Origin of the sequence: Microbacterium sp. EYE_78, assembly GCF_023149035.1 — a bacterium.
Taxonomy (GTDB): Bacteria; Actinomycetota; Actinomycetes; order Actinomycetales; family Microbacteriaceae; genus Microbacterium.
This window is the reverse complement of sequence record NZ_JAHXMY010000002.1, coordinates 629,607-653,626: the sequence shown is the minus strand read 5'-3', so window position 1 is coordinate 653,626 and position 24,020 is coordinate 629,607. Positions and strand designations below refer to the sequence as shown.

The window sequence follows — 24,020 nt, the reverse complement described above, 5'->3', positions numbered from 1 at the left end:
ACGGAGCGCCCCGCACCCGGTCGTCGGAGGCGGGGCGCTTCGTTCAGGCGTCCGCAGCCTCCTTCGCGGGCAGCGGGAAGATCTGATCGAGCAACTGCCCGGTCCACGCGATGAGGTCTGCGTCGGCGAGGGCCTGTCCCGCGGCGCTCGGCAGCGGGACGACCATCGCGTCGCCGTTCTGCACGATCTTCGCCTTCGGGTGCAGACGCTGGAGCCGGACGCGGATGGAGTCCGGGATGTGCGCGGGGGCGATCCGCAGGTTCGGCCCCATCGCGACCACGTCGGACAGACCCGACCGGGCAGCGCGGCGCCGGAGGCGGGCGATCGCGATGAGCCCCTTGACCTCGGCGGGCGGGGCGCCGTAGCGGTCGGTCAGCTCCTCGAGGACCAGGTCGATCGCGTCGTCGACCGCGGTGACCGACGCCGCGGCCGAGAGCTTCTGGTAGGCCTCGAGGCGCAGCCGCTCGCTGTCGATGTAGGACTCGGGGATCCGCGCCTGGACGGGCAGCTCGAGCCTGAGCTCGGTCGGACCCTCGGTGTCCTCGCCGCGGAAGGTCGCGACCGCCTCGCCGATCATGCGCAGGTAGAGGTCGAATCCGACGCCGGCGATGTGGCCGGCCTGTTCCGCCCCGAGGAGATTTCCCGCGCCGCGGATCTCGAGGTCCTTGAGCGCCACCTGCATGCCGGAGCCGAGGTCGTTGTTGACGGCGATCGTCTCGAGACGATCGGCGGCGGTCTCGCTGAGCGGCTTGTTCTCGTCATACAGGAAGTACGCGTACGCACGCTCGCGGGCGCGACCGACGCGGCCGCGCAGCTGGTGCAGCTGAGAGAGGCCGTACTTGTCGGCGCGGTCGATGATCATCGTGTTCGCGTTGGCGATGTCGAGACCGGTTTCGATGATCGTGGTCGAGACGAGCACGTCCGCCCGGCGCTCCCAGAAGTCGTCGACGACCTGCTCGAGCGCGTGCTCGCCCATCTGCCCGTGGGCGACGGCGATGCGCGCCTCGGGCACGAGCTCGGCCAGTTGCGCGGCCACCCGCTGGATCGAGGAGACGCGGTTGTGCACGAAGAACACCTGTCCCTCGCGCAGGAGTTCGCGTCGGATCGCCGCGGCGATCTGCTTGTCGCTGCGCGGTCCGACGTAGGTGAGGATCGGATGCCGCTCCTCGGGCGGCGTCGCGAGGGTCGACATCTCGCGGATGCCGGTGACCGCCATCTCGAGCGTCCGCGGGATGGGGGTGGCACTCATCGCGAGGATGTCGACGTTCGTCTTGAGCTTCTTGAGGGCGTCCTTGTGCTCGACGCCGAACCGCTGCTCCTCGTCGATGATCATGAGCCCGAGATCCTTGAACGCGACCTTCTCGGTGAGGATGCGATGGGTCCCGATGACCATGTCGACGGATCCGTCGGTGATGCCGGCGAGCGTCTCGCGAGCCTCCTTGTCGCTCTGGAAGCGCGAGAGCGGCCGCACCTTGACGGGGAACCCGGCGAAGCGCTCGGCGAAGGTCTCGAGGTGCTGCTTGACCAGGAGGGTCGTGGGGACCAGCATCGCCACCTGCTTGCCCTCCTGGATCGCCTTGAAGGCGGCGCGCACGGCGACCTCGGTCTTGCCGAACCCGACATCGCCCGAGAGGAGCCGGTCCATCGGGATCGGCTTCTCCATGTCGGCCTTGATCTCGTCGATCGTCTGGAGCTGGTCGGGGGTCTCCGCGAACGGGAACGCCTCCTCGAGCTCCCGCTGCCAGGGTGTGTCGGGTCCGAACGCGTAGCCCTTCGACGCCATCCGCGCCGAGTACAGCTTCACGAGCTCGACCGCGATGTCGCGGACGGCCTTCCGCGCCTTGCCCTTGGCCGCAGCCCAGTCCGAGCCGCCCATCTTCGACAGCTGCGGCGCCTCGCCGCCGACGTAGCGCGAGAGCAGGTCGAGCTGGTCGGTGGGGACGAACAGCTTGTCGCCGGGGTGCCCGCGCTTGGACGGCGCGTACTCGAGGACGAGGTACTCGCGCGTGCTCTTCACCGGGTTGCGCCCGCCCGAGGAGACCTCGCGCTGGACGAGCTCGACGAATCGGCCGATGCCGTGCGTGGAGTGCACGACGTGGTCGCCGGGCTGCAGCTGCAGCGGATCGACGACGTTGCGCCGGCGCGAGGCGAGCTTCTTCACGACGCGGTTGTCGCCGCCGATCGTGCGTCCGTAGAAATCGCTCTCGGTGAAGACGGCGAGCCCGGCCTCCTCGATCTGGAAGCCGGCCTCCAGGGTGGCGATCGTCGACACGGCGACCCCGGCGTCGGGGATGCCGATGACGGCGTCCGCTGCGCGGGCGGCGAGTCCCCGTTCGGAGAGCACGTCGCGCGAGCGGTCGACGAGCCCGGAGCCGGATGCCGCGATGACCACCCGCCAACCCTCGCCGAGGAGGTCGGCGATGTGCGCCGTCGCTCCCTCGACGTTGCCGTGGAAAGACGGAACCGCCGTGGCAGACACCCGGACCGCCGCATCCGACCGGTCGACGAGTCCTTCGGCCGCGGCGTCCGCGGCGCCGGAGTCGAACGCACTGAGGGACCACCACACGCCGCCGCGGGCCTTCGCCGCCGCGCGGAGCTCGGGCAGGGTCAGGAAGTCGCCGGAGCCCAGGTGGACCGGGCTGTCGGCGCCCGCGGTCGCGGCGCTCCACGCCGCCTCGAGGAACTCGCGGTTGGTGTCGGCGAGGGTCATCGCGCGCGTCACCGCGCGCTCGGGGTCGACCACGGCGATCGCGGAGCCCTCGGGCAGATAGTCCACGAGGGGGACGACCGCGTCGGCGACGGCAGGCAGCAGCGACTCCATGCCCTCGACGGGGATGCCCTCGCTCATCTTCTCGAGCATGGTGCCGAGACCCGGCATCCGGTCGCGCAGCTGAGCCGCCCGTTCGCGCACCGAGTCCGTCAGGAGGAGTTCCCGGCTCGGGAGGAGGGTCACGCCGCGGACCTCGCCGGGCAGGGAGCGCTGATCGGCGACCGAGAAGGCCCTGATCTGATCGATCTCATCGCCGAAGAAGTCCACGCGATAGGGATGGTCCGCGACCGGGGGGAAGACATCGAGGATGCCGCCGCGCACCGCGAACTCGCCGCGCCGCGAGACCATGTCGACGCGATGGTAGGCGAGCTCGACGAGGCGATGGACGACGTCGTCGAGTTCGTGGCCGCGCGAGCCCAGGTCGAGCTGGACGACGCCCGCGTCGGTGAGGCCGGCGGCGATCGGCTGCAGCGCGCCTCGGACCGACGCGGTGATGACCAGCGGCGTGCGACCGTCCCACTCGGCGGCCTCGCGGAGGACGCTGAGGCGGCGGCCGACCGTCTCGGCGCTGGGGCTGAGCCGCTCGTGCGGCAGGGTCTCCCAGGCGGGCAGGTGGCGCACGATCGCGGTCGGCAGCAGGCACTGCAGCGCCGCGCCGATGCTCTCGGCTCGCCGACCGGTGGGCGCGACCAGGAGCAGGACGGGCGGGCGGCCCTGCGCAACGCGCCGTTCGAGGAGACCGGCGAGCAGTGGCGCGTCGATCCCGGTCACCGCCGAGAAGTCGGCATCCAAGGCTGCGCTGTCCAGCGCCTCCCGGAAACTGTCAGCCTGCTCGAGGGCGCGCACGATCCCGGGAATTGTCACCGGAAGAGTCTACGCGGGGCCGCGGACGCCGGGCCGCCGTCGGGCGATGGCCGGCCGTGTCGCCCGGGACGGCGCTCTGCTCCGCCGCGCGTCATCGGATTCGGAGGATGTCGTCGGATTCGGAGCTGTCGGAGCGCTCTCATCCGAATCAGGTGCACATCTCCGAATCCGGTGACTGCGAGGCGGTGAGGGTGACAGTGTCTGGATCACGCGCGCGGTGCGTGATGCCGCTGCTGCGCGGCGAGCAGACCCTCGTCGATCAGTTGCTCCACCGCGTCTGCGGCCTCGCCGATCGCGATCGGAAGGGTCTTCCGCTCCGCCGCCCCGAACGGGTCCAGCACCCAGTCGGCCGGGTCCTGACGTCCGGGCGGGCGTCCGACCCCGACGCGCACGCGGGGGAACTCCGGCGTTCCGAGCGCCTTCGCCACGTCCCTGACGCCGTTGTGACCGCCGTGACCGCCGCCCGTCTTCAGCTTCAGGGTGTCGAAGGGGATGTCGAGCTCGTCGTGCACCACGACGACCCGCCCCGCCGGCACGCCGTAGAACTGCGCGAGGGCGGAGACCGGGCCGCCCGACACGTTCATGAACGAGTTCGGCTTCGCCAGCACCAGGCGGGCGGCGCCGGGTCGAAGCCACGTCTCCGCGACGCGCGCGTTCGCCTTGTGCGAGCGCAGTGTTTCGGACCGGCGCCGTGCCAGCTCGTCGATCACCATCTGTCCGACGTTGTGACGGGTCGCCTCGTAACGGGGTCCGGGATTCCCCAACCCGACGATGAGCCAGGTGTCGGCCATGCTCGGTCCTTTCGACGACGAAGCCCGCCGCGGCGGGGCCGGCGACGGGCTTCGTTCGGAGATGTCTTACGCGTTCGAGTCCTCGGCGGGAGCGTCCTCGGACGCCGCCTCGCCTGCGCCGTCCTCGGTCTCCTCGTCGCCCTCGGTCTCCTCGTCCTCGACCGGAGCGGGCGGGAACGCGACGACGACGACGATCGACTCGGGGTCGGCCTGCAGCGACGCGCCGCGCGGCAGGGTCAGGTCGGCCGCCGTGATCTGCGCGCCGTCCTCGAGACCCTCGACCGAGACCTCGACGTTCTGCGGGATGTGGGTCGCCTCGACCTCGAGGGCCACCGTGGTGTTCTCGAGCGTCGCGATGGTGCCGGAGAACGGCTCGCCGGTCACGACGACGGGGACGTCGACGAGGACCTTCTCGCCCTTCTTCACGACCAGGAGGTCGATGTGCTCGATGATCTGGTGCACGGGGTCCTTCTGGACGTCCTTGACCAGCGTGAGCTGCTGCTTGCCGTTGATCTCGAGCTCGAGGACGGCGTTGGCGCGACGGACGAGCAGGAAGACCTGGTGTCCCGGAAGCGCGACGTGCACGGGGTCCGTGCCGTGGCCGTAGATGACGGCGGGGATCTTGCCGGCGGCGCGCAGACGGCGGGCGAAGCCCTTGCCGAACTGCTCGCGCAGCTCGGCGACGACCTTGGTGTCGGTCTCAGTCGACATGAGTGTTTCTCCTTGCGGGCCTCCCGCCCCGACGGATCGGAACGGTTGGGACCCAGTGTTGAGTCAGGGCCGGTGCGGCCCAGAACGTGTGGTCTGTGGTTCGACTCGAACGCATGCGCGTGAGGAAAGCCGCGAAGCCTGCTCCACCGCGTCGATCACGGACGCGCAAGACGCATCCCTCGCCGAAGTTCGTCCCGAGTCTACCAGCGCGCCGGATACGATGAAATCCCGCCCTGAACAGACGGAGGAACCCCATGGATTACGGCTGGATGTCGCACGCACTGCTCTGGTTCGTCGGCGCACTCACCACCGCGACGGCGATCTGCACCGTCGGCGCCTTCTTCTCCATGGGGCGCACCTACAAGGATTGAGCGGGCTCCCGTCACACGACGGACCCGCGCCGACGGAGCCGATACCCTTGGCTCTGGCGCGGCCCCGGCTGCGCGGTGGGCCGGCTCGGCCGGCATCCACCCCTCGCTCGCATTTCACACAGACCTGGAGCCACGTATGTCGTCGACCCCCTCTCCCACCGGCCCCTCGACGGACCAGGACCAGGCACCGCACGAGGCGACGCAGCAGCACGAGGGGGCTCCCCAGCCCGAAGAGGTCGACCGCCCCACCGCTCCTGAGGCAGCGTCCACCGGGACTGCGTCAGGCCCCGCCAACATCGGCGTGGTCGGCCTCGCCGTCATGGGCTCGAACCTCGCCCGCAACCTCGCCTCGCGCGAGGGCAACACGGTCGCGGTCTTCAACCGCTCCCGCTCGAAGACCGACGAGCTGATCGAGGCGCACCCCGAGGCCGAGTTCGTCCCCGCCTTCACCTACGAGGAGTTCGCAGCGTCGCTGCAGAAGCCGCGCACCGCGATCATCATGGTCAAGGCCGGCAAGCCGACGGATGCCGTCATCGACGAGCTGATGCGGGTGTTCGAGCCGGGCGACATCATCATCGACGGCGGCAACAGCCTCTTCACCGACACGATCCGCCGCGAGAAGGCTGTCTCCGAGGCGGGATACAACTTCGTCGGCATGGGTGTCTCCGGCGGCGAAGAGGGCGCATTGAACGGGCCGTCCCTCATGCCCGGCGGCCCCGACGAGGCGTGGGTCACCCTCGGCCCCATCCTGAAGTCGATCGCCGCGGTCGCCGAGGGCGAGCCCTGCGTCACCCACGTCGGTCACGACGGCGCCGGACACTTCGTGAAGATGGTCCACAACGGCATCGAGTACGCGGACATGCAGCTCATCGCCGAGGCCTACGACCTCATCCGCCGCGGTACGGGCAAGTCGCCCGCCGAGATCGCCGACATCTTCGCCGAGTGGAACCGCGGCGAGCTCGAGTCATACCTGATCGAGATCACCGCCGAGGTCCTCCGCCAGACGGATGCCGCCACCGGCAAGCCCCTCGTGGACGTCATCGTCGACCAGGCCGGCGCGAAGGGCACCGGCGCCTGGACCGTGCAGACCGCCCTCGACCTCGGCGTCCCCGTCTCCGGCATCGCCGAGGCGACCTTCGCCCGCTCGCTGTCGAGCCACCGCGAGCAGCGCGACGTCGCGGGAGAGCTGCCCGGCCCCTCCCCCGAGTCGTTCTCGGTCGAGGACGCCGATGCCTTCGTCGAGCAGGTCCGGCTCGCGCTCTACGCCTCGAAGATCGTCGCGTACAGCCAGGGCTTCGACGAGATCCGCGCCGGCGCCGCCCAGTACGAGTGGAGCATCGACCTGGGCGCCGTAAGCAAGATCTGGCGCGGCGGCTGCATCATCCGCGCGCAGTTCCTCAACCGCATCGCCGATGCGTACGACGCCGAAGCCGACCTCCCGGTCCTGCTCACCGCCCCGTACTTCGTCGAGGCGCTCGGCCGCACACAGGACGCGTGGCGCGAGGTCGTCCGGATCTCGGCGTCCGCCGGCATCCCCGCCCCCGCCTTCAGCTCGTCGCTGGCGTACTACGACGGTCTGCGCGCCGACCGGCTGCCCGCCGCCCTGATCCAGGGGCAGCGCGACTTCTTCGGCGCCCACACCTACAAGCGCATCGACAAGGACGGCACCTTCCACACGGTGTGGTCGGGCGACCGCTCCGAGGTCGAGGCCGAGGACACCCACTGAGCACCGAATACGCCGTGAGCGCCCGGCCCGCGGCCGGGCGCAGCGACACCGCGCTCCGGGTCCACCGCGCCGCGGCGCGCGTCGTCCTCGCGATCCTCACTGGGATCTACGCGTGGCTCGTGGCCTGGATCACCCTGCGCGCCGCGCCGTACGGGTCCGACATCGGTTCCGCGCTCGACCGGCTCCTCGCGTGGTTCGCGGAGCGTGAGTCCACGGCGTGGATCACGTTCGACCGCGTCGAGTTCGGCGCGAACGTGGCGATGTTCGTCCCGCTCGGCGTGATCGCCGTCCTGTGGTTCGGCGTGCGGGGATGGTGGGCTGCTCCCATCATCGGCGCGCTGGCGAGCGCCGCGATCGAGGCCCTGCAGGCCGTGCTGATCGACACGCGGGTCGCTGATGTCCGCGACCTCGTGGCCAATACGCTGGGCTCGGTGGTGGGCATGTCGCTCATGCTGCTGCTCGCATTCCTGCTCTCGCCACCTCATCCGCGCCGGCCGAGCGCGACGTCCTGAGCGTCGGCGAAGCACAGGCATAGCGGGCTCATAGGTCCGTCATGACAATGGAGGCATGACCATGCCTGCCCCCGCCCTGCAACGTCCCGACGGCTCCCCCCTGCGCGTCCTCGTGGTCGACGATGAGCAGATGCTCACGGACCTGCTCTCGATGGCGCTGCGGATGGAGGGCTGGGAGGTGCGGACGGCGGCGTCGGGCTTCGACGCGCTGGCGGCGGCGCGCGAGTTCGCACCGGACGCCATGGTGCTCGACATCATGATGCCGGACCTCGACGGCATGGCGGTGCTGCAGCGGCTCCGGCAGGGCGGTGACGACGTGCCGGTGCTCTTCCTCACCGCGAAGGATGCCGTGAGCGACCGCGTCGCAGGGCTCACCGCCGGGGGCGACGACTACGTCACCAAACCGTTCAGCCTCGAGGAGGTCGTGGCCCGGCTGCGGGGCCTCATGCGCCGCGCAGGCGCGTCCGCGGGAACGGCGGATCCCATCCTCCGTGTGGGCGACCTCAGCCTGAACGAGGACTCGCACGAGGTCTTCCGTGGCGACGACGAGATCGAACTGACCGCCACCGAGTTCGAGCTGCTGCGATACCTCATGCGCAACCAGCGTCGCGTCCTCTCCAAGGCGCAGATCCTCGACCGCGTGTGGAACTACGACTTCGGTGGCCGATCGAGTGTCGTCGAGCTGTACATCTCCTACCTGCGCAAGAAGATCGACGCGGGCAAGGAGCCGCTCATCCACACCATCCGAGGCGTGGGCTACATGATCAAAGCCGCGCAGTGACCGACCCCGACGAGTCCGGGGCGGAGGCGGGCAGACCACCTCGTCGTCGCAGGCACCATCGGTGGAGCCTGCAGGCGCGCCTGATCACCGCCGTCATCTCGTTCGTGTCGGTGATCCTCATCACGGTGGGGCTCGGGACCGGGACGGTGCTCGAATCGGTGCTGCGCGAGAATCTGGACGCGAAGGTGACCCGCGCGCAGGACGCGATCGCCGTGAAGCTGCGGCTCGATCAGCGGGCCGAGGACATCCTGTCCACCACCTACCAGGAGCGCGGCACACTGCTCTACGTCGCGAACTTCGCCGGCGAGTCCGCGGCGTACGTCGCCGACGACGGCGATGTCCGGTCCATCGACGTCGACGACATCCGGACCGGGCAGGCGGATGCCGGCGCCTGGGCCGACGCGCACGTCGACGGTCTCGGCGACTATCGCGTGCACGCCGTCGCGTACCCGAACGTCAGCTACTCGTTCGTCACCGGCATGCCCACCTCCGAGGTCACGAGCGTGAGCGCGCGCATCGTCACCACCGTCGCCCTGCTCACCACCGGCGGACTCCTCATCCTCGCCGCCCTCATCGCGCTGCTCATCCGGAGCGCCCTCGCGCCGCTGCGATCGGTCGCGGCCACCGCGACCCGGGTGGCCGCGCAGCCCCTGGCCGAGGGCGACGTCTCGATCACCGAGCGGGTGCCCGAGGACGACATCGACGACCACACCGAGGTCGGCCGCGTGGGCCTGGCCCTGAACACCCTGCTCGACCACGTCGACAGCTCGCTCGCCGCGCGCCAGCGGAACGAGGAGCGGATGCGCGCCTTCGTCGCGGACGCGAGCCACGAGCTGCGGACGCCGCTGGCCTCGATCCGCGGCTACTCCGAGCTGTCGCTGCGCGGCATCCGTCACGCGGAGCAAGCGGGTCTCACGACGGGCGGTGTCGTCGCGGAGACGACCCGGGAATCGCTCGAGCGCATCCAGGCGCAGTCCCTGCGGATGACGGCCCTCGTCGAGGACCTGCTGCTGCTCGCACGCCTCGACGAGGGCACCGAGCTCGTCTACAGCGCCGTCGACCTGACGAGGCTCGCCGTCGAAGCGGTCACGGACGCCCGCGTCGCAGGCACCGATCACGACTGGGTCCTCGACGTCGGCGACGAGCCCGTCGTCGTCGCCGGAGACGCCGGGCGGCTGCATCAGGTGGCAGCGAACCTGCTCGCCAACGCACGGCTGCACACGCCTGCGGGCACCCGGGTCACGACCGCCGTCTCGAACGACGACGGCGACGCGGTCCTGCGCATCCACGACGACGGTCCCGGCATCGACCCGTCCATCGTCGACGAGCTGTTCGAGCGGTTCACCCGCGCCGACTCGTCCCGTGCCCGGCAGACAGGCGGCACGGGACTCGGGCTCTCGATCGTGAAGGCCATCGTCGACGGGCACGGCGGTCGCATCCTCGTCGCCTCGGAGCCCGGCTCCACGACGTTCGAAGTGCGTCTGCCCGCCCGCCCCGACTCCCCCGCCGAGGCGGGCGCCGCTCAGTAACCGGCGAACGCGTCGGTCGTGATCGACTTCGCGCGCTCGAGGGCGGGTGTGAGCGACGCGATCAGCGCGGGCGGCCCGGAGACGTACGCGTGCCGTGCGGCGATGTCGGGCACCAGCCGGACCAGCGCGTCGGCGTCCAGGCGCGCACCCCCGGCCCAGGTCCATCCCGTCGGCAGCTCGGCGGGTTCGTCGCGCGTGACGACGACGACCGGCACGCCCGCGTCCTCGAGGTCCGCGCGGAACGCGAGCTCGTCGCTCGTCGAGGCCACGTAGACGAACACGACGTCGCGGGCCTCGCCCGTCAGGCGCAGGTGCCGCAGTTGCGAGACGAACGGTGTGACACCGATGCCCGCCGCCACCATGAGGACCGGCTCCGAGGTGCGTCGGGGCAGGACGAAGTCGCCCCAGATCCCGGTGATCGCCAGCTCGTCACCGGGTTCGACCGTCGCAAGGGCCTTCTTGTAGCTCGACTGCGACCCGTCGCGCATCGCGATCTTCACGAGCGGGAGCTCGGCCGGGGAGGACAGGATGCTGAACTCGCGCCGCGTGCCGCGGGAATCGGGGTGCGCGTGCGGCACCTCGAGCTCGAGGTACTGGCCCGGAGCGAAGGAGACGGGTCGTTCCGCCCGGAAGCTCAGTTCGCGGACGGTCGGGGTGAGCGCCACCCGGTCGACGATCGTGAGCCGCACCGCGGTGCGCATCGCGAACAGGAACGCGACGAGGTTGCCGATCAGGAGCGCCCGCTCCTGTCCGAGCGTGACCGCACCGAGCGAGATCGGCCAGCCGGCCAGGACGCCGACGAGAGCCGCGACCAGGTACTGCTGCCAGCGGCGCGGCGGGAGGGTCAGGGGCTCCGACAGCATGAAGGCACCGAGGAAGAGGAACGGCGAGGACAGGACGACGTTCGAGAGCGTCATCCCCAGGTCGAACGGCAGCCCTGCGCCGCCGACCTGCACGGCGGTCCGGAGGATGCCGACGGCGACGGCGACGAGGAGGAACAGGCCCACGACGCGGACCTTCTCGGTGCGGGTCAGGACGAGCAGCCCCAGGATGAGGACCGGCAGCGCCAGCAGCGGTGAGCCCACCCACCACCACGACGAGCCCAGGTCCGGCACCCAGATGCTCACGATCGTCAGCGCCGAGGCGCCGACCGCGGCCGGGTTGAAGATGTGGCGGCCCTGCCAGGCCAGGAGGTATTTGGATGCCGATGCGAACACACCGGCCAGGGCGATGCCGAGCAGCGGCAGCGGCTCGACCGTCGGCCGCAGCACGAACACCAGGATGAGCGCGGTGATGAGCGCCGACTCGATGCGCCATGGCCGGCGCACGATGCGCTGGGCGACGGCATCCACCACCAGGATCGAAACGGCGAGCACGGCGAACGTCGCCACGATGCCGAGCGGGTCGGCCGAGACCTCGCCCGTGAACGAGATCGCGAGGGCGACGACCGCGAGCGCGACGAGCGCGAACAGGACCAGACGGTACATCGAGAGCCTGCCGAGCACGCCCAGCAGACGGCTCCAGAAAGAGCTCAGGGTGGAGATCACGAGAACAACTCCGCATCGCATCGGGGGGACCATTCGACGGAGCCGTCGGTGCGCATGCGCACCCAGGCGACTCCCCATTCTGCTGCCAGCCGCGGCCCGCCGTCGAAGAACAGCGCGGTCGCGACCGCATCCGCCGTCATCGCATCGGGCGCGACGGCCCACGTGGCGGCGTACGCCCGCACCGGCTCACCCGTGCGGGCGTCGAGCACGTGGTGCAGGCCCTCGCCCCACGCCCGGCGATTCACGGCCGAGGCGCAGAGCGCGGCATCCGTCACCGTCCAGACCCCGATCGCGCGCGTCGGGTCGAAGGGGTGCTCGAGGGCGATGCGCTGGGTCGTGCCGCTGACGGCGATGTCGCCGCCGGCGTCGACGACCACCCAGGCACCGCCGGCGCTGTCGAGCTCGTCCACGACACGGTCGACGAGCCGCCCCTTCCCGAGTGCGCCGACGTCGATCGTCGCGGCCGCCTCGAGGCGGAGCCGGTCGTCCGACCATCGCAGCAGGTCGCGCCAGGTCGCGGGTGCGGCGCTCGCACCGCGGTCGAGCAGTGTGTACCGCGCGTCGTATCCCCGCCGCGCGAGACTGTCGCCGACGAGCGGATTGACGGCGCCGCCCGTGGCGTCGTCGAGGGCGACGTACGCGTCGAGCATGGCGCTGGCGTCGAGGGGTGCGTCGACCTCGCCGCCCTCATGACTCAGGCGGGTGACGGTCGAGTCCGGCCGGAATCGCGACCAGTCCCGGTCGAACTCCGCGATGACCTGACGGACCGCACCTCGTTCGGCCGGCGCCAGCGGCCGCTCGGTGTCGAGCGTCCAGACGGTGCCGATCGCCTCGAACGTCCAGGTCGAGGCGATCGGCGACAGCGAGGTCATGACGCGGCTTCGTCGCGGATCTTCTCGAGGGCCTGGTTGAACCCGCCGCTCGTGAGCGAGGATCCGCCGACGCGGTCGACCTGGATGTCGTCGATGTTCTTGCCGACGACCTCGTCGGCGATGCCGCCGATGAACTCGCCCTGGTACTGCTGGCTCTCCCGCGCCTGCGGGTCGCCGGTCACCTCCACGTCCGTCACGACGTCGGACTCCAGGGTGATGGTGACGCTGATGGTCTCGACCGACTCGGGGGTCTGGTACGACCCGTCCGCGGTGTAGGTGCCGTCGGTGTATCCCCCGCCGGCCGACGCGTCCTGCGAGGTCGAGCCGGAGCCTGCCGGCTCGTCCGACGGGCTGGTCGTCGTCTGTCCGGCGCATCCGGCGAGGAGTGCGAGTCCGGCGACGGATGCCGCGGCGGCGCCGACGCGGACGGTTCGGGGTACGGCGGTGGTGCGGATCATGGGAGGTCCTCCTTCTGTCGTGCCCCCGGCGGGGTCGGTCATCTCAAGTCAGCCGGACCATCCCATGCGACCCCACTCGGATTCCTATGCGTTTGCACGGAACCCGCGCCGACTGCCACCGACGGGTCAGGCGGCGCCGTCGAACATGCTCGTGACGGAGCCGTCCTCGAAGACCTCCTTGATCGCGCGAGCCAGCAGCGGCGCGATCGGGAGGATCGTGAGCCCGTCGAACCGCTTCTCGGCCGGCAAGGGGACGGTGTCGGTCACGACGACCTCATCGATGGACGGGTCCTGCAGCCGCGTGGCGGCCGGGTCGCTGAAGATCGCGTGGGTCGCCGCGACGATGACCCGCTCGGCGCCGTTCGCCTTCAGCGCCTGCGCGGCCTTCACGATGGTGCCGCCGGTGTCGATCATGTCGTCGACGAGGAGGCAGACACGCCCCTCGACGTGGCCGACGATCTCGTTGACCGTCACCTGGTTCGCGACATTGGGGTCGCGACGCTTGTGGATGATCGCCAGCGGCGCGTCGAGACTGTCGGACCAGGTGTCGGCGACGCGGACGCGGCCGGTGTCCGGAGAGACGACGGTGAGTTTCGCACGGTCCTCGGGCGAAAGGGTGCGCTCGAAGTGCTCGAGGAGCACCGGCTTCGCGAAGAGGTGGTCCACAGGCCCGTCGAAGAAGCCCTGGATCTGCGCGGCGTGCAGGTCGACGCTCATGACCCGGTCGGCGCCGGCCGTCTTGAACAGGTCGGCGACGAGGCGGGCACTGATGGGCTCGCGGCCCCGGCCCTTCTTGTCCTGCCGCGAATACGGGAAGTAGGGCGCCACGACGGTGATCCGCTTCGCGGACGCGCGCTTGGCGGCATCCAGCATGATGAGGGTCTCCATCAGCCACTCGTTGACCGGCGGCCCGAAGCTCTGCACGAGGAAGAAGTCGCACCCGCGGATCGAGACCTCGAACCGGGTGAGGATCTCCCCCGAGGCGAAGGTGCGGTGCTCAGTGGGGACCAACTGCGTCCCGAGCGCGGAGGCCACCTCTGCCGAGAGCGCCTCGTGGGAACGGCCCGAAGCGACGACGAGACGCTTCTTGGTCTTCGCGACCAGACCCGGCGCGATCCCGCGCTCGGTGTCCAGATCAACCGTGTTCTTCTTGCGACCCATCGCCCGCTTCCTGTGCGGACCGGGCCCGTGCGGCGGCTTCCGCCGCGCCGGTTCCCGGTCGGTTGTTCTCGACCCACCCCTCGACGTTGCGCTGGGGGGCGACGCTGAGGGCGAGGGCACCGGGCGGCACATCCTTGCGGATCACGGCACCGGCGCCTGTCTTCGCGCCATCACCGATCCTAACCGGCGCGACGAACACGTTGTGCGAGCCGGAGTGCACCTCGTCGCCGATCTCGGTGCGGTGCTTGGCGACGTCGTCGTAGTTCGCCGTGATCGCACCGGCACCGAGGTTGACCCGCCGCCCGATCGTCGTGTCGCCGATGTAGGACAGGTGCGGCACCTTGCTTCCGGCGCCGATGGTCGAGTTCTTCGTCTCGACGAAGGTGCCGATCTTGCCGCGCTCGCCGAGCTGGGTGCCGGGGCGCAGGTACGCGAACGGGCCGACGGTCGCGCCGGCGCCGATGACGGCGAGAGTCGCATCGGTGCGGGTGACGGTCGCCCCCTCGCCGACCTCGCAGTCCACCAGGCTCGTGTCGGGGCCGACCGTGGCGCCCTCGCCGACCACCGTCGCCCGGAGGATGTGCGTGTTCGGGAGCACCGTCACATCGGGCGCGAGCGTCGCGGTCACGTCGATCCATGTGGTGGCGGGGTCGAGGATGGTCGCGCCCGCGAGCTGCCAGCGGCGCACCGTCCGGGCGTTGAGGAGCCGGCCGACCTCCGACAGCTGCACCCGGTCGTTCACGCCGGAGGTGACGGAGACGTCGGCGGCGACGGATGCCGCCACCCGCCCGCCCGCCTGACGCACGAGTGCGACGATGTCGGTGAGGTACTTCTCCGCCTGCGCGTTGGCCGTGCCGATGGCGGGAAGGTGGGTGCGCAGGGATGCCGCCGCGAACACGTAGATGCCGGCGTTCACCTCGGCGACGGCCGCTTCCTCCGCCGAGGCATCCTTCTGCTCGACGATCCGGGCGACGGAGCCGTCGCTCTCGCGGATGACGCGGCCGTATCCGGCGGGGTCGCCGAGCACCGCCGTCATGAGGGTCGCACCTGCGGATGCCGCGCGGTGCTCGGCGACGAAGGCGGCGAGCGTGTCGGCGTCGAGGAGCGGGACGTCGCCGCTGAGGACCAGCACGTCGCCGTCGAAGTCCGGCAGCGCATCGAGCGCCACCTCGACCGCGCGGCCGGTGCCGGGGATCTCGTCCTGATCGACCACGACGACCTCGGGAGAGATGCCGAGCACGGCGTCCGCCACCTGGTCGCGCTCGTGGCGGACCACCACGACGACGTGGGAGGGCGCCAGGTCGCGGGCGACGTCGAGGACGTGACCGACGAGCGGGCGCCCGCCGATGCGATGGAGCACCTTCGGGACCTGGGACTTCATCCGGGTGCCCTGGCCCGCCGCCAGGATGACGACGGCGAGGCGGGGGTCGAGCGCGTTCTCGGTCATGCTCCGCCGCCAGGACTCGAACCTAGACCTCACAGCTCCAAAGGCTGTCGTGCTGCCATTACACCACGGCGGACCGCGCCGGCCCTCCGGCCGCGCGCCCGACAAGTCTGCCACGAAGGGACAGCCCTGCCGGGCGCGTCGGGTGCGCGGAGAGGTCAGCGCAGGACGGTCACCGTGACCGGCTTGCCGGCCGTGACGCCGGCGTCGTTCACGAACTCGACGACGTAGACGTGGCCGCCGCGCGGCATCCCGGATGCCCGGTACGTCACCTTCTGCGCCTTCGGGGTCTGCGCGACGAGCGCTCCCTCGGCGACGACCGCGCCATCCTGCCGCACACGGTAGGAGGTCGCGTTCGTGCCCCACCACAGGTTCGCCGTCACCGTGTAGGTGCCGTCGCCGTCGTGGTTGTCGTGGCTGAGGACGGGGACGCCGGGCTTCGCGGCATCCACCACCACATCCATCGCGGCAGTCGTCGTCTCGCCCTTCGTGTTCGCGAGCACAGCGGTGTACCGGTACGTGCCGTCCTTGCGGCCCGAGACCGGCACGGCCACCGACTGCGCGCGCTGGCCGCGGTATTCGACGGGCACGACCTCAACCAGGCGGCCGTTCTCGTAGAGCCGCACCGAGGACGCGTTCTCACCCCACCAGAGGTTGACGGTCACCGTGTAGGCGCCGTCCTTCAGACCCGTGTCCCAGCCGTTGTCGTTCGACAGCACACCCGTGCCGGGCGCGGCGACCGCGGCGTCGGCGCCGGTCCGCACCAGGGCGGCCTTCGCATCGACGACGAGGGTCCGCGCCGCCGCCACCTGCGCCGCGGTCGGCCAGTCCGCGCCGAGCACGATGCGCGCCTTCTCAAGCGCTGCGGACACGCGGGCGAAGGACCACGTCGTGTACGCCGCGCCGTCGAGGGCGGCGAGCGCAGTGACGTCGGCCCGGAGCGCCGCGGTGTCGGTCTTCTCGCCGGCGCGGACGACGCGGATCGAGTCCACGGTGCCCCACGCCTCAGCGGGGAGATCCGCCGAGACCCCGACGGTGAGGACGCCGTCCGCCCCGACGGTGACCACCGGCGTCGTGCCGGTGCGGAACTGCTGCCACCCCTCGAGTGCGATCGGTGCGCTCTGCGCGCCGGATGCCGTCGCCGCCGTCACCCGGACGGAGCCGCTGCCCTCGCCGTCGCCCTGTCCGACGGCCGAGACGGCATACGTGCCCGGGGTGACACCGGTGATGCGCTGCGTCACCGCGAAGGTGTACGGGGAGCCCGACCAGAACGCCACGGCACGCGAGCCGGCCGCGGCATCCGAGGAGCCGCCGATCGTCGCGCCGGTGCCCCGGACGTCCCACATCGAGACGTCCGACGATTCGAACCCGCCGTTTCGCACCCACGTCGCCGCCGTGACGGTGACCTTCGCGGTGGTCGCGATGCCGCCGACGCGGCCGCTGACCGTGTAGGTGCCGGGACCCGAGATCCACGATGCCGCATCGGACCACGTCGCCTCGCGTTCGACGACCGCACCGTTCCAGGTCCGGACCGAGGCGCGTGCGGGCAGCGTGACGGCGGCGCCTTCTTCGACCGTGACCGCGACGGGCACCACCACCGGCGCCGGCTCTGGTCCACTCAGCACGAGGCCCTCGAGCGCAGTCAGGAGGAGCGTCTCCGCCCGATCGACCCGGTCGGCCGTCGGCGCGGATGACGCGAGGACGAGGCCTGCGACGCGGGCGGCGTCATCGAGCGGAGCGAGGGATGCCGCGGTCGCGACCTTGCGGTCGATGCCCTCCGCACGGGCCACGAGTGCCTTCAGGTCCGCGGTGTCGACCACCTCGGACGCCCGCGTGAGGACGAGATCGTCGAGCGACCCCCACGCGCCGGCGGGGAGGGTCGCGGTGACGGTGACCGTCGCCGATCCCCCTGCGGCCACGGTGATCGGGTCGGTCGCGGGGGCCGACCAGTTGCGCCAGCCGTCGAGCGCGAAGGGCGCCGATGCGTTCGACGACCCCGCCGAGACCGCGATCCGGACCGAGCCGTCCGCACCCTCGCCGTCACCCTGGAGCGAGCCCGAGGCGGTGTACCGACCCGCCGGCAGTCCGGTGACGGTCTGGGTGAGCTGGAACGTGTACGCGGACCCGGAGTAGAAGTGCGCGGACCGCGACCCGGACCGCGGGTCGTCGGTGGCCCGCAGGGTGAGCGCCGACCCGGTGCGGGTCCACATCGACAGGTCCGCGTCCTCGAAGCCGGGGTTGCGGAGCGCATTCACCGGCCGGATGACGACGGTCGCCGTGGTGCGCTCGCCGGAGGTCGTCTCGCCGGTGACCCGGTACGTCCCGGGACCGCCGATCCACTCGGCGTCATCCGACCACGTGACGGCCTCCTCGGCCGTGGAGCGGTCGTTGTAGGTGACGGTCACCGTCGCCGGGAGGTCGATCGCGTCGCCGTCGGTGAGCGTCACGGTCGGGTCCTCGACGTCGACGACCGCGAGCGGTGCGACCGCTCCGGTGCGTGCGTAGGAGAAGACGCGCAGCGACTCGAGGGGCGTGCCGTCGGCGGCGAACAGCGCCTGGTTGTCCCACGCGGAGCCGCCGTAGTACTCGCCCGCATCCTCCGGGTCGTACTCGCCGGCGAAGCTCGACGCCCAGCCCGAGCCGTCACGTTCCCACAGCACCGAGTTCTGTGCGAGCTGGTCGGGCGGACCGACGGGCAGCCAGGCCGGCTCCCAGTAGAAGACGCCGATGCCGGCGTCGCCGACGTCCACGACCGCCTCGATGACGTCGCGGACCGCGGTGGCCTGTCCCTGCACCGAGATCGGGTACTGCGTGGCCTCCGAGGCCAGGTCGATGACGTTGCCGTGGCCGTCCGCGTCCCCGAGCGTGTGCGCCCACGAGGTCTCGGCGACCATGACCTTCTTGTCATACGTGTCGGCCACCTGGCGGAGGACCGAGGTCAGATTCGCTGTGCTGCCGTGCCAGTACGGGTAGTAGGACGAGGCGAAGACGTCGTAGTCGACCCCGCGGGCGTCGAGTTCGGCGGCGTAGCCGGCGTACCGCCCCGCGCTCTCGGGGTTCGTGAAGTGCACGGCGACCAGCGCGTCGGGGTAGACCTCGCGGACGGCCGCCGATCCGGCGGAGAAGATCTTCGCCATCCCAGGCCAGCCCGTCACGCCCGCGACGCCGTTGTTCGTCTCGTTGCCCACCTGCACCATGCGGACGTCGACGCCGGCGGCTTCGAACTGCTCGAGCGCCGCGGCGGTGTATTGGCGGGTCTCGGTCGCCTTCTCGTCGACCGTCAGCGACGTCCACGCCTTCGGCGACTGCTGCTTGGCGGGGTCGGCCCAGAAGTCGGAGTAGTGGAAGTCGACGAGCAGGCCGAGCCCTGCCGCCGTCGCGCGCTCTCCGATCTCGACGGCGCGGTCGACATCGACATCACCGCCGCCGTAGCCGTTGCCGTCCGCGTCGAAGGGGTCGTTCCACACCCGGACGCGGACGTCGGTCACATCGTGGTCAGCGAGGACCTCGAACAGGTCCGCAGGACGGCCCTGATCGTCGCGGAAGATCACGCCGGAGTCCTCGAGCGCCAGCGCCGACGAGACGTCGACGCCGTTGATGAAGTCGGTGGGCATGCCGTCGACCTTGTCCACGACGATCCCGGCCTCCACCGGTCCGTCCGCCGCCGCGGCCGGGCCTGCGGCGAGAGCGCCGAGCATGCCCAGCGTCAGCGCGGTGGCGGTGGAGGCGGCCGTCAGCCGCTGCGTTCTCGATGCTCGCATCGCGTTTCGATCCTCTTCGATCCGGCGGGGTCGTCCGTCGACACCCGAACCTGTTACCGGTCACAGTAGCAACCGGCGCGGCATCTGCACCACCCTCGAGTCGCGATGCGACGGCGCTCTGCGATGATGAGGGAATGGCTCCGGAACACGATGAGGTCGATCGCATCGTGGAGGCGTGGGTGGCCCAGCGGCCCGATCTGGACTTCTCCCCCCTCGAGGTGCTCTCTCGCGTGGACCGCCTCTCGCGCCACCTCGATCGGGCGCGTCGCGAGGCCTTCCACCGCAGCGACCTCGAGCCGTGGGAATGGGACGTCCTGTCCGCGCTCCGGCGCGCCGGCGAGCCCTACACGCTCAGCCCCAAGCAGCTCCTGCAGCAGACGCTCGTCTCGAGCGGGACGATGACCAACCGCATCGACCGTCTGGTCGAGCGCCGCCTCGTCGTCCGCGCCGCCGATCCCGGCGACGGCCGGGGCGTGCTGGTGACGATGACCGAGTCCGGTCGCAACCGGGTGGATGCCGCGATCACGCGACTCGTCGATGCGGAGGCGGAGCTGCTCTCGCAGCTCTCGCGGGCCGACCGGGAGCGTTTGGCCGGCCTGCTGCGCAAGCTCAGCCTCGGCTTCGACGTCTGAGTCCGCCGTGGCGATGCGCGCTCCGCTCCCTGTCCGCGACGGCGTCGGCCCCACGCGACTGCGTGTGCCGCGGACGGGCCCGTGGCAGACCATCGCGGCGTACGTGACGAGCCGGTTCGACCACATCGATCCGGACGTGCTGCTCAGCCGGTTCGACCGCGGCGAGGTCGTCGCGTTCGACGGCTCGCAGCTCACGCGGGAGACGCCGCTGGGCGCCGAGGACTTCATCTGGTACTACCGGGAGCCGCCCGACGAGCCGGACATCCCGGCCGACGTCGTGGTGCGCCACATCGACGGCGACCTCCTCGTGGTGGACAAGCCGCATTTCCTGCCGACGACCCCGGGCGGCGGCTTCCTGATGAACTCCGCCCTCGTGCGGCTGCGCCGGCGGTTCGACAACCCGGATCTGACGCCGATCCACAGACTCGACCGGGCGACCGCCGGTCTCGTGATGTTCTCCGTCCGCCCGGCGACCCGCGGCGCGTACCAGACCCTGTTCGCCGACCGCGCCGTCGAGAAGGTCTACGAAGCGGTGACGACGGTCCCGGCGAGTGGGATGCCGACACTCCCCCTCGTCGTCCGTTCCCACCTCACGAGCACTCGCGGGAGCCTCCGGGCGGTCGTGCACGACGACCGGGAGCCGAACGCCGAGACGCTCGTCGAGGCGATCCGCATCGGCGAGACCACCGCCCACCTCCGCCTGCATCCGCGGACGGGCCGGATGCACCAGCTGCGTTCCCACCTCGCCGGGATCGGTCTCGGCATCCTGGGCGACCGGTTCTACCCCGACCTGCTCGACGAGGCGCCCGACGACCCCGAGCACCCGTTGCAGCTGCTGGCCCGCCAACTGCGCTTCGTCGATCCGCTGACCGGCGAAGCGCGCGAGTTCACGACCGGCCTCACGCTGCGCGAAGCGGGTCGCGTCTGATCAGCCCAGCTGCTCGCTGAGTTCGAACCACCGCTCCTCCGCGTCGGCGACCTCGGTCTCCATCGCGGTGATCTGCTGCATCTTCTCGCCGAGACCGACGTAGTCGCCCTGGTCGTGATCGGCGAGTGCCGTCCGCGCCTTCGTGATCTGGTCGGAGAGTTTGGCGATCCTGCGCTCGAGGCTCGTGACCTCCTTCTCGGCGGTGCGACGGTCTGCACCTGAGAGGGCGGATGCCGTCGGTGCCGCGGCATCCATCTTCGGGACGCCGGCGGGCGTCGCACCCGTCGCCTGCGGATGGCCGGCCCGCAGGCGCAGATACTCTTCGATGCCGCCCGGGAGGTGACGGAGCCCGCCGCCCATGACGGCGTACTGCTGGTCGGTCACGCGCTCCATGAAGTAGCGGTCGTGGGACACGACGATGAGGGTGCCGGCCCAGGAGTCGAGGAGGTCCTCGATGGCCGCGAGCATGTCGGTGTCGAGGTCGTTCGTCGGTTCGTCGAGGATGAGCACGTTCGGCTGGTCGAGGAGGATCAGCAGCAGCTGCAAGCGCCGCTTCTGGCCGCCGGAGAGGTCTTTCACGGGGGTGGAGAGCTGCGCCGAGGCGAAGCCCATGCGCTCGAGCAGCTGCCCGGGCGTGAGTTCCTGTGCCTTCGATCCCGCCCCGAAGGTGTAGGTCGTCCGAAGGCCGGAGATGACAACCCGGACCGGCTCCCCGAGGTGCGGGTCGAGTTCGTCCATCCGCTGCGTGAGCGTCGCGACCTTCACGGTCTTGCCGTGCTTCACGCGCCCGCTCGTGGGCTGCACGGCACCGGAGATGAGACCGAGCAGGGTCGACTTGCCTGCGCCGTTGACGCCCAGGATGCCGGTGCGCTCCCCCGGCGCGATGCGCCACTCGACCCCGCGCAGGATGTCACGGCCGTCGTACGCGACGCCCGTGTCGAGCAGATCGACGACGTCCTTGCCCAGGCGAGCGACGGCGAGGGATTGGAGGGACACCCGATCGCGGATCTCGGGGACGTCGGCGATGAGCTCGTTGGCCGCGTCGATGCGGAACTTCGGCTTGCTCGTGCGGGCGGGGGCACCGCGGCGGAGCCAGGCGAGTTCCTTGCGTGCGAGATTCTGGCGCCGCGCCTCGATCGACGCCGCCTGGCGGTCGCGCTCGACGCGCTGCAGGATGTACGCGGCATAGCCGCCGTCGAACGGTTCGACGATGCGGTCGTGCACCTCCCACGTCTTCGTGCAGACCTCGTCGAGGAACCACCGGTCGTGGGTCACGACCATGAGGGCGCCGGAGGAGGCCGACCAGCGACGTTTCAGGTGCTGCGCCAGCCAGGCGATGCCCTCGACGTCGAGGTGGTTCGTGGGCTCGTCCAGCGCGAGCACGTCCCAGTCCCCCGTCAGCAGTTGCGCCAGGGCGACACGGCGACGCTGACCGCCCGAGAGCGTACCGATGGCGGCATCCCAGTCGAGGTCGGACAGCAGGCCCGCGATGACGTCGCGAACCCTCGCGTCGCCCGCCCATTCGTGTTCGGGCCCGTCGCCGACGACGGCGCGCCCCACGGTGAGGTCGTCGGGGAGGACGTCGCTCTGTTCGAGCACCCCGATCGTCACGCCGCCGCGGACGGTCACCCGGCCGGAGTCGGGTTCGCGACTGCCCGCGAGCATCGCCATGAGACTCGACTTCCCGTCGCCGTTCCGGCCGACGATGCCGATGCGGTCGCCTTCGTCGACGCCGAGCGAGACGCCGTCGAAGACGACCTTGGTCGGGTATTCCAGGTGCAGGGCCTCGGCCCCGAGAAGATGTGCCATCGCCTCCAGGCTACGCGGGGCCGGATGGGCGTCCGGTCAGTACCAGAAGCTGAGTCGCGGCGTGGTCGTCGAGGAGAAGACCCGCGCGACGCGGTGGGAGTCGTCCGTCTCGATGCGGCCCGCTCGGGCGAGCGTCACCGGTGAGACCCCGCCGAGCAGGATCGCGGACAGCTCCGCGACGCCGAGCCGGACGAGGGGCACCCCGAGGGGCGGATCGTCGACGACGTCGACGCCCGGTTCCTCGCCCGCGGACAGCACGAACGTCCCCGCGGCGATCTCGAGCGGGTCGCTCACCTCGAGCGCGATGACGTCGTCGACGTCGTAGGTGCGGGCCTGCAGGGTGGCGGGGACGTCGAGGATCCGGAGGTACTGGTGGTCCTGGATGCGGATGCGGGCGGCCCGCTGATCGGCGATCATCCACCACAGCGGCTCGTCCACCGACAGCTCGCTCGCGCGCACCGTGCCGATGAGATCCAGCGACAGCAGGAACCGCCAGAGGCCGGCGTACGCGGCATCCGTGGCCGCCAGGAGGAGGACGACGTTCGCCGTCGACGCGGCCCAGTCGTCCTCGTTCTCGCTGACGCTGTACAGGGCGACCCCGTCGACCTCGCCGTCGGGCGAGCGGTACTGCACGGCCCGCAGCTTCTCGGCCTTCTCCGCGTCGGGACGGGTGCCGAAGAAGCGGTCCCAGTGCCCGCCGGGCATGTCGATCTCGCCGGGCGATGCGAGCCGCGTGCGCTCATGGAGGCGCGCGGCGGCGTCGCGCCCCTGCTCCCTCGTCACGTAGTCGAGGCGACCCGGCGCCTCGGGTCCGATCCAGCGGGCGCGGCGTGTGGCGATCTCCCACGTTGCCGCGGCAGCCGCGGGGGCGAAGCCGAACCGTCCGTAGATGCCCGACTCGCTGACGGTGAGACCGGCGATCGGGAACCCTTGGGCGACCGCCGTCCGCAGCTCCCCCCGCATCACCCGGCTCAGGATGCCGCGCCGACGGTGGGTCGGCGCGACGGTGACCGAGCTGACCGCGCACATCGGCACGGTGGCGCCGCCCGGCAGCGTCAGGTCTGCGCCCCACGACGCGAACGTGGCGACCGGCTCATCGGGCTGCACGGACTGAGGGTCGTAGACGCCGACCTTGCGTCGGTAGCGGCTGCGAGCGAACGATTCGGCCCGCTGGGAGTCGTTGCGCTCCCCGTCGAGGAATCCGCGCGACATCGCGTCGAGCCAGCGGTCGGCCGCCGCGCGGTCGTCGTCGCCGACGCGCGAGACCTGCAGCCCTTGCGATTCGAGACCCGAGCGGAGGTCGTCGTCGAGCGGGGCGGAGTGGAACGAGTCGGCGAGGGAGCTCATGATCTC

At 71.0% G+C, this 24,020-nt stretch carries 17 protein-coding genes and 1 tRNA gene; 6 read left to right on the top strand and 12 right to left on the bottom strand.

The genetic code is table 11. The features are described from left to right. Positions 1 to 43: 43 nt before the first annotated feature. From mfd to KZX17_RS10165, 3 genes are all read right to left on the bottom strand, one after another. On the bottom strand, positions 44 to 3,634 hold the full coding sequence (gene mfd / locus KZX17_RS10175; RefSeq protein ID WP_248172834.1) for a transcription-repair coupling factor: 3,591 nt from the start codon (positions 3,632 to 3,634) through the stop codon (positions 44 to 46). 206 nt (positions 3,635 to 3,840) lie between these two features. Next, entirely contained in the window at positions 3,841 to 4,425 is a 585-nt protein-coding gene (gene pth, locus KZX17_RS10170) for an aminoacyl-tRNA hydrolase (RefSeq protein WP_248172831.1), read from the bottom strand. A 66-nt stretch (positions 4,426 to 4,491) separates the two neighbouring features. After that, complete coding sequence (locus KZX17_RS10165; RefSeq protein WP_248172827.1) at positions 4,492 to 5,136, bottom strand: 50S ribosomal protein L25/general stress protein Ctc; 645 nt, start codon at positions 5,134 to 5,136, stop codon at positions 4,492 to 4,494. Positions 5,137 to 5,643: 507 nt separating this feature from the next. Between KZX17_RS10165 and gndA the strand changes: the two genes are divergently transcribed. From gndA to KZX17_RS10145, 4 genes are read left to right on the top strand one after another with little or no spacing between them, the layout of a single operon-like run. After that, on the top strand, positions 5,644 to 7,233 hold the full coding sequence (gene gndA, locus KZX17_RS10160; protein WP_248172824.1) for an NADP-dependent phosphogluconate dehydrogenase: 1,590 nt from the start codon (positions 5,644 to 5,646) through the stop codon (positions 7,231 to 7,233). 14 nt (positions 7,234 to 7,247) lie between these two features. Beyond that, entirely contained in the window at positions 7,248 to 7,745 is a 498-nt protein-coding gene (locus KZX17_RS10155) for a VanZ family protein (RefSeq protein ID WP_248172821.1), read from the top strand. A gap of 55 nt (positions 7,746 to 7,800) precedes the next feature. After that, positions 7,801 to 8,526, top strand: a complete 726-nt coding sequence (locus KZX17_RS10150) for a response regulator transcription factor (RefSeq protein WP_248172819.1) — start codon at positions 7,801 to 7,803, stop codon at positions 8,524 to 8,526. Beyond that, entirely contained in the window at positions 8,523 to 10,055 is a 1,533-nt protein-coding gene (locus KZX17_RS10145; protein ID WP_248172818.1) for an ATP-binding protein, read from the top strand. Before KZX17_RS10150 ends, KZX17_RS10145 begins: the two co-directional genes overlap by 4 nt. Here the strand turns inward: KZX17_RS10145 and KZX17_RS10140 are convergent. The 7 genes from KZX17_RS10140 to KZX17_RS15085 all read right to left on the bottom strand — a co-directional run bounded on the left by KZX17_RS10140 (position 10,049) and on the right by KZX17_RS15085 (position 19,298). Further along, positions 10,049 to 11,602: a flavodoxin reductase gene (locus tag KZX17_RS10140; protein ID WP_248172815.1), complete on the bottom strand. Its 1,554-nt coding sequence runs from the start codon at positions 11,600 to 11,602 to the stop codon at positions 10,049 to 10,051. The two genes, KZX17_RS10145 and KZX17_RS10140, sit on opposite strands and share 7 nt — an antisense overlap. Next, positions 11,599 to 12,474: an FAD:protein FMN transferase gene (locus KZX17_RS10135; protein ID WP_248172812.1), complete on the bottom strand. Its 876-nt coding sequence runs from the start codon at positions 12,472 to 12,474 to the stop codon at positions 11,599 to 11,601. Before KZX17_RS10135 ends, KZX17_RS10140 begins: the two co-directional genes overlap by 4 nt. Next, entirely contained in the window at positions 12,471 to 12,932 is a 462-nt protein-coding gene (locus KZX17_RS10130; RefSeq protein ID WP_248172809.1) for an FMN-binding protein, read from the bottom strand. Before KZX17_RS10130 ends, KZX17_RS10135 begins: the two co-directional genes overlap by 4 nt. Positions 12,933 to 13,058: 126 nt before the next feature. After that, a complete protein-coding gene (locus KZX17_RS10125; RefSeq protein WP_248172806.1) occupies positions 13,059 to 14,093 on the bottom strand; it encodes a ribose-phosphate diphosphokinase in 1,035 nt (344 codons plus the stop codon). Then, entirely contained in the window at positions 14,068 to 15,540 is a 1,473-nt protein-coding gene (gene glmU / locus KZX17_RS10120; protein WP_248172793.1) for a bifunctional UDP-N-acetylglucosamine diphosphorylase/glucosamine-1-phosphate N-acetyltransferase GlmU, read from the bottom strand. Before glmU ends, KZX17_RS10125 begins: the two co-directional genes overlap by 26 nt. Before the next feature lies 1 nt (position 15,541). Then, positions 15,542 to 15,613 (bottom strand) — tRNA-Gln (locus KZX17_RS10115). 82 nt (positions 15,614 to 15,695) lie between these two features. After that, the gene (locus KZX17_RS15085; protein WP_282443643.1) at positions 15,696 to 19,298 is read right to left on the bottom strand and encodes a glycosyl hydrolase 53 family protein; all 3,603 of its coding nucleotides are present in this window, start codon (positions 19,296 to 19,298) and stop codon (positions 15,696 to 15,698) included. Positions 19,299 to 19,432: 134 nt separating this feature from the next. Here KZX17_RS15085 and KZX17_RS10100 point away from each other — a divergent pair, with 134 nt between their 5' ends. Together KZX17_RS10100 and KZX17_RS10095 are read left to right on the top strand one after the other, a co-directional pair. After that, entirely contained in the window at positions 19,433 to 19,930 is a 498-nt protein-coding gene (locus KZX17_RS10100; protein WP_248172791.1) for a MarR family winged helix-turn-helix transcriptional regulator, read from the top strand. 13 nt (positions 19,931 to 19,943) lie between these two features. Beyond that, complete coding sequence (locus KZX17_RS10095; RefSeq protein WP_248174792.1) at positions 19,944 to 20,858, top strand: pseudouridine synthase; 915 nt, start codon at positions 19,944 to 19,946, stop codon at positions 20,856 to 20,858. Here KZX17_RS10095 and KZX17_RS10090 read toward each other — a convergent pair whose 3' ends face one another. Together KZX17_RS10090 and KZX17_RS10085 are read right to left on the bottom strand one after the other, a co-directional pair. Next, complete coding sequence (locus KZX17_RS10090) at positions 20,859 to 22,667, bottom strand: ABC-F family ATP-binding cassette domain-containing protein (protein WP_248172789.1); 1,809 nt, start codon at positions 22,665 to 22,667, stop codon at positions 20,859 to 20,861. A gap of 36 nt (positions 22,668 to 22,703) precedes the next feature. Then, positions 22,704 to 24,014 (bottom strand): GNAT family N-acetyltransferase, encoded by a 1,311-nt coding sequence (locus KZX17_RS10085; protein WP_248172788.1) that lies wholly within the window; start codon positions 24,012 to 24,014, stop codon positions 22,704 to 22,706. Between the last annotated feature and the right edge of the window lie 6 nt (positions 24,015 to 24,020).

Bases quoted from the DNA above. Each gene is read 5' to 3' on its own strand.
- pth (WP_248172831.1), bottom strand. From the start codon at position 4,425: ATGGCCGACACCTGGCTCATCGTCGGGTTGGGGAATCCCGGACCCCGT.
- KZX17_RS10165 (WP_248172827.1), bottom strand. From the start codon at position 5,136: ATGTCGACTGAGACCGACACCAAGGTCGTCGCCGAGCTGCGCGAGCAG.
- gndA (WP_248172824.1), top strand. From the start codon at position 5,644: ATGTCGTCGACCCCCTCTCCCACCGGCCCCTCGACGGACCAGGACCAG.
- KZX17_RS10150 (WP_248172819.1), top strand. From the start codon at position 7,801: ATGACCATGCCTGCCCCCGCCCTGCAACGTCCCGACGGCTCCCCCCTG.
- KZX17_RS10135 (WP_248172812.1), bottom strand. From the start codon at position 12,474: ATGACCTCGCTGTCGCCGATCGCCTCGACCTGGACGTTCGAGGCGATC.
- KZX17_RS10130 (WP_248172809.1), bottom strand. From the start codon at position 12,932: ATGATCCGCACCACCGCCGTACCCCGAACCGTCCGCGTCGGCGCCGCC.
- KZX17_RS10125 (WP_248172806.1), bottom strand. From the start codon at position 14,093: ATGGGTCGCAAGAAGAACACGGTTGATCTGGACACCGAGCGCGGGATC.
- glmU (WP_248172793.1), bottom strand. From the start codon at position 15,540: ATGACCGAGAACGCGCTCGACCCCCGCCTCGCCGTCGTCATCCTGGCG.
- KZX17_RS15085 (WP_282443643.1), bottom strand. From the start codon at position 19,298: ATGCGAGCATCGAGAACGCAGCGGCTGACGGCCGCCTCCACCGCCACC.
- KZX17_RS10100 (WP_248172791.1), top strand. From the start codon at position 19,433: ATGGCTCCGGAACACGATGAGGTCGATCGCATCGTGGAGGCGTGGGTG.
- KZX17_RS10095 (WP_248174792.1), top strand. From the start codon at position 19,944: ATGCGCGCTCCGCTCCCTGTCCGCGACGGCGTCGGCCCCACGCGACTG.
- KZX17_RS10090 (WP_248172789.1), bottom strand. From the start codon at position 22,667: ATGGCACATCTTCTCGGGGCCGAGGCCCTGCACCTGGAATACCCGACC.
- KZX17_RS10085 (WP_248172788.1), bottom strand. From the start codon at position 24,014: ATGAGCTCCCTCGCCGACTCGTTCCACTCCGCCCCGCTCGACGACGAC.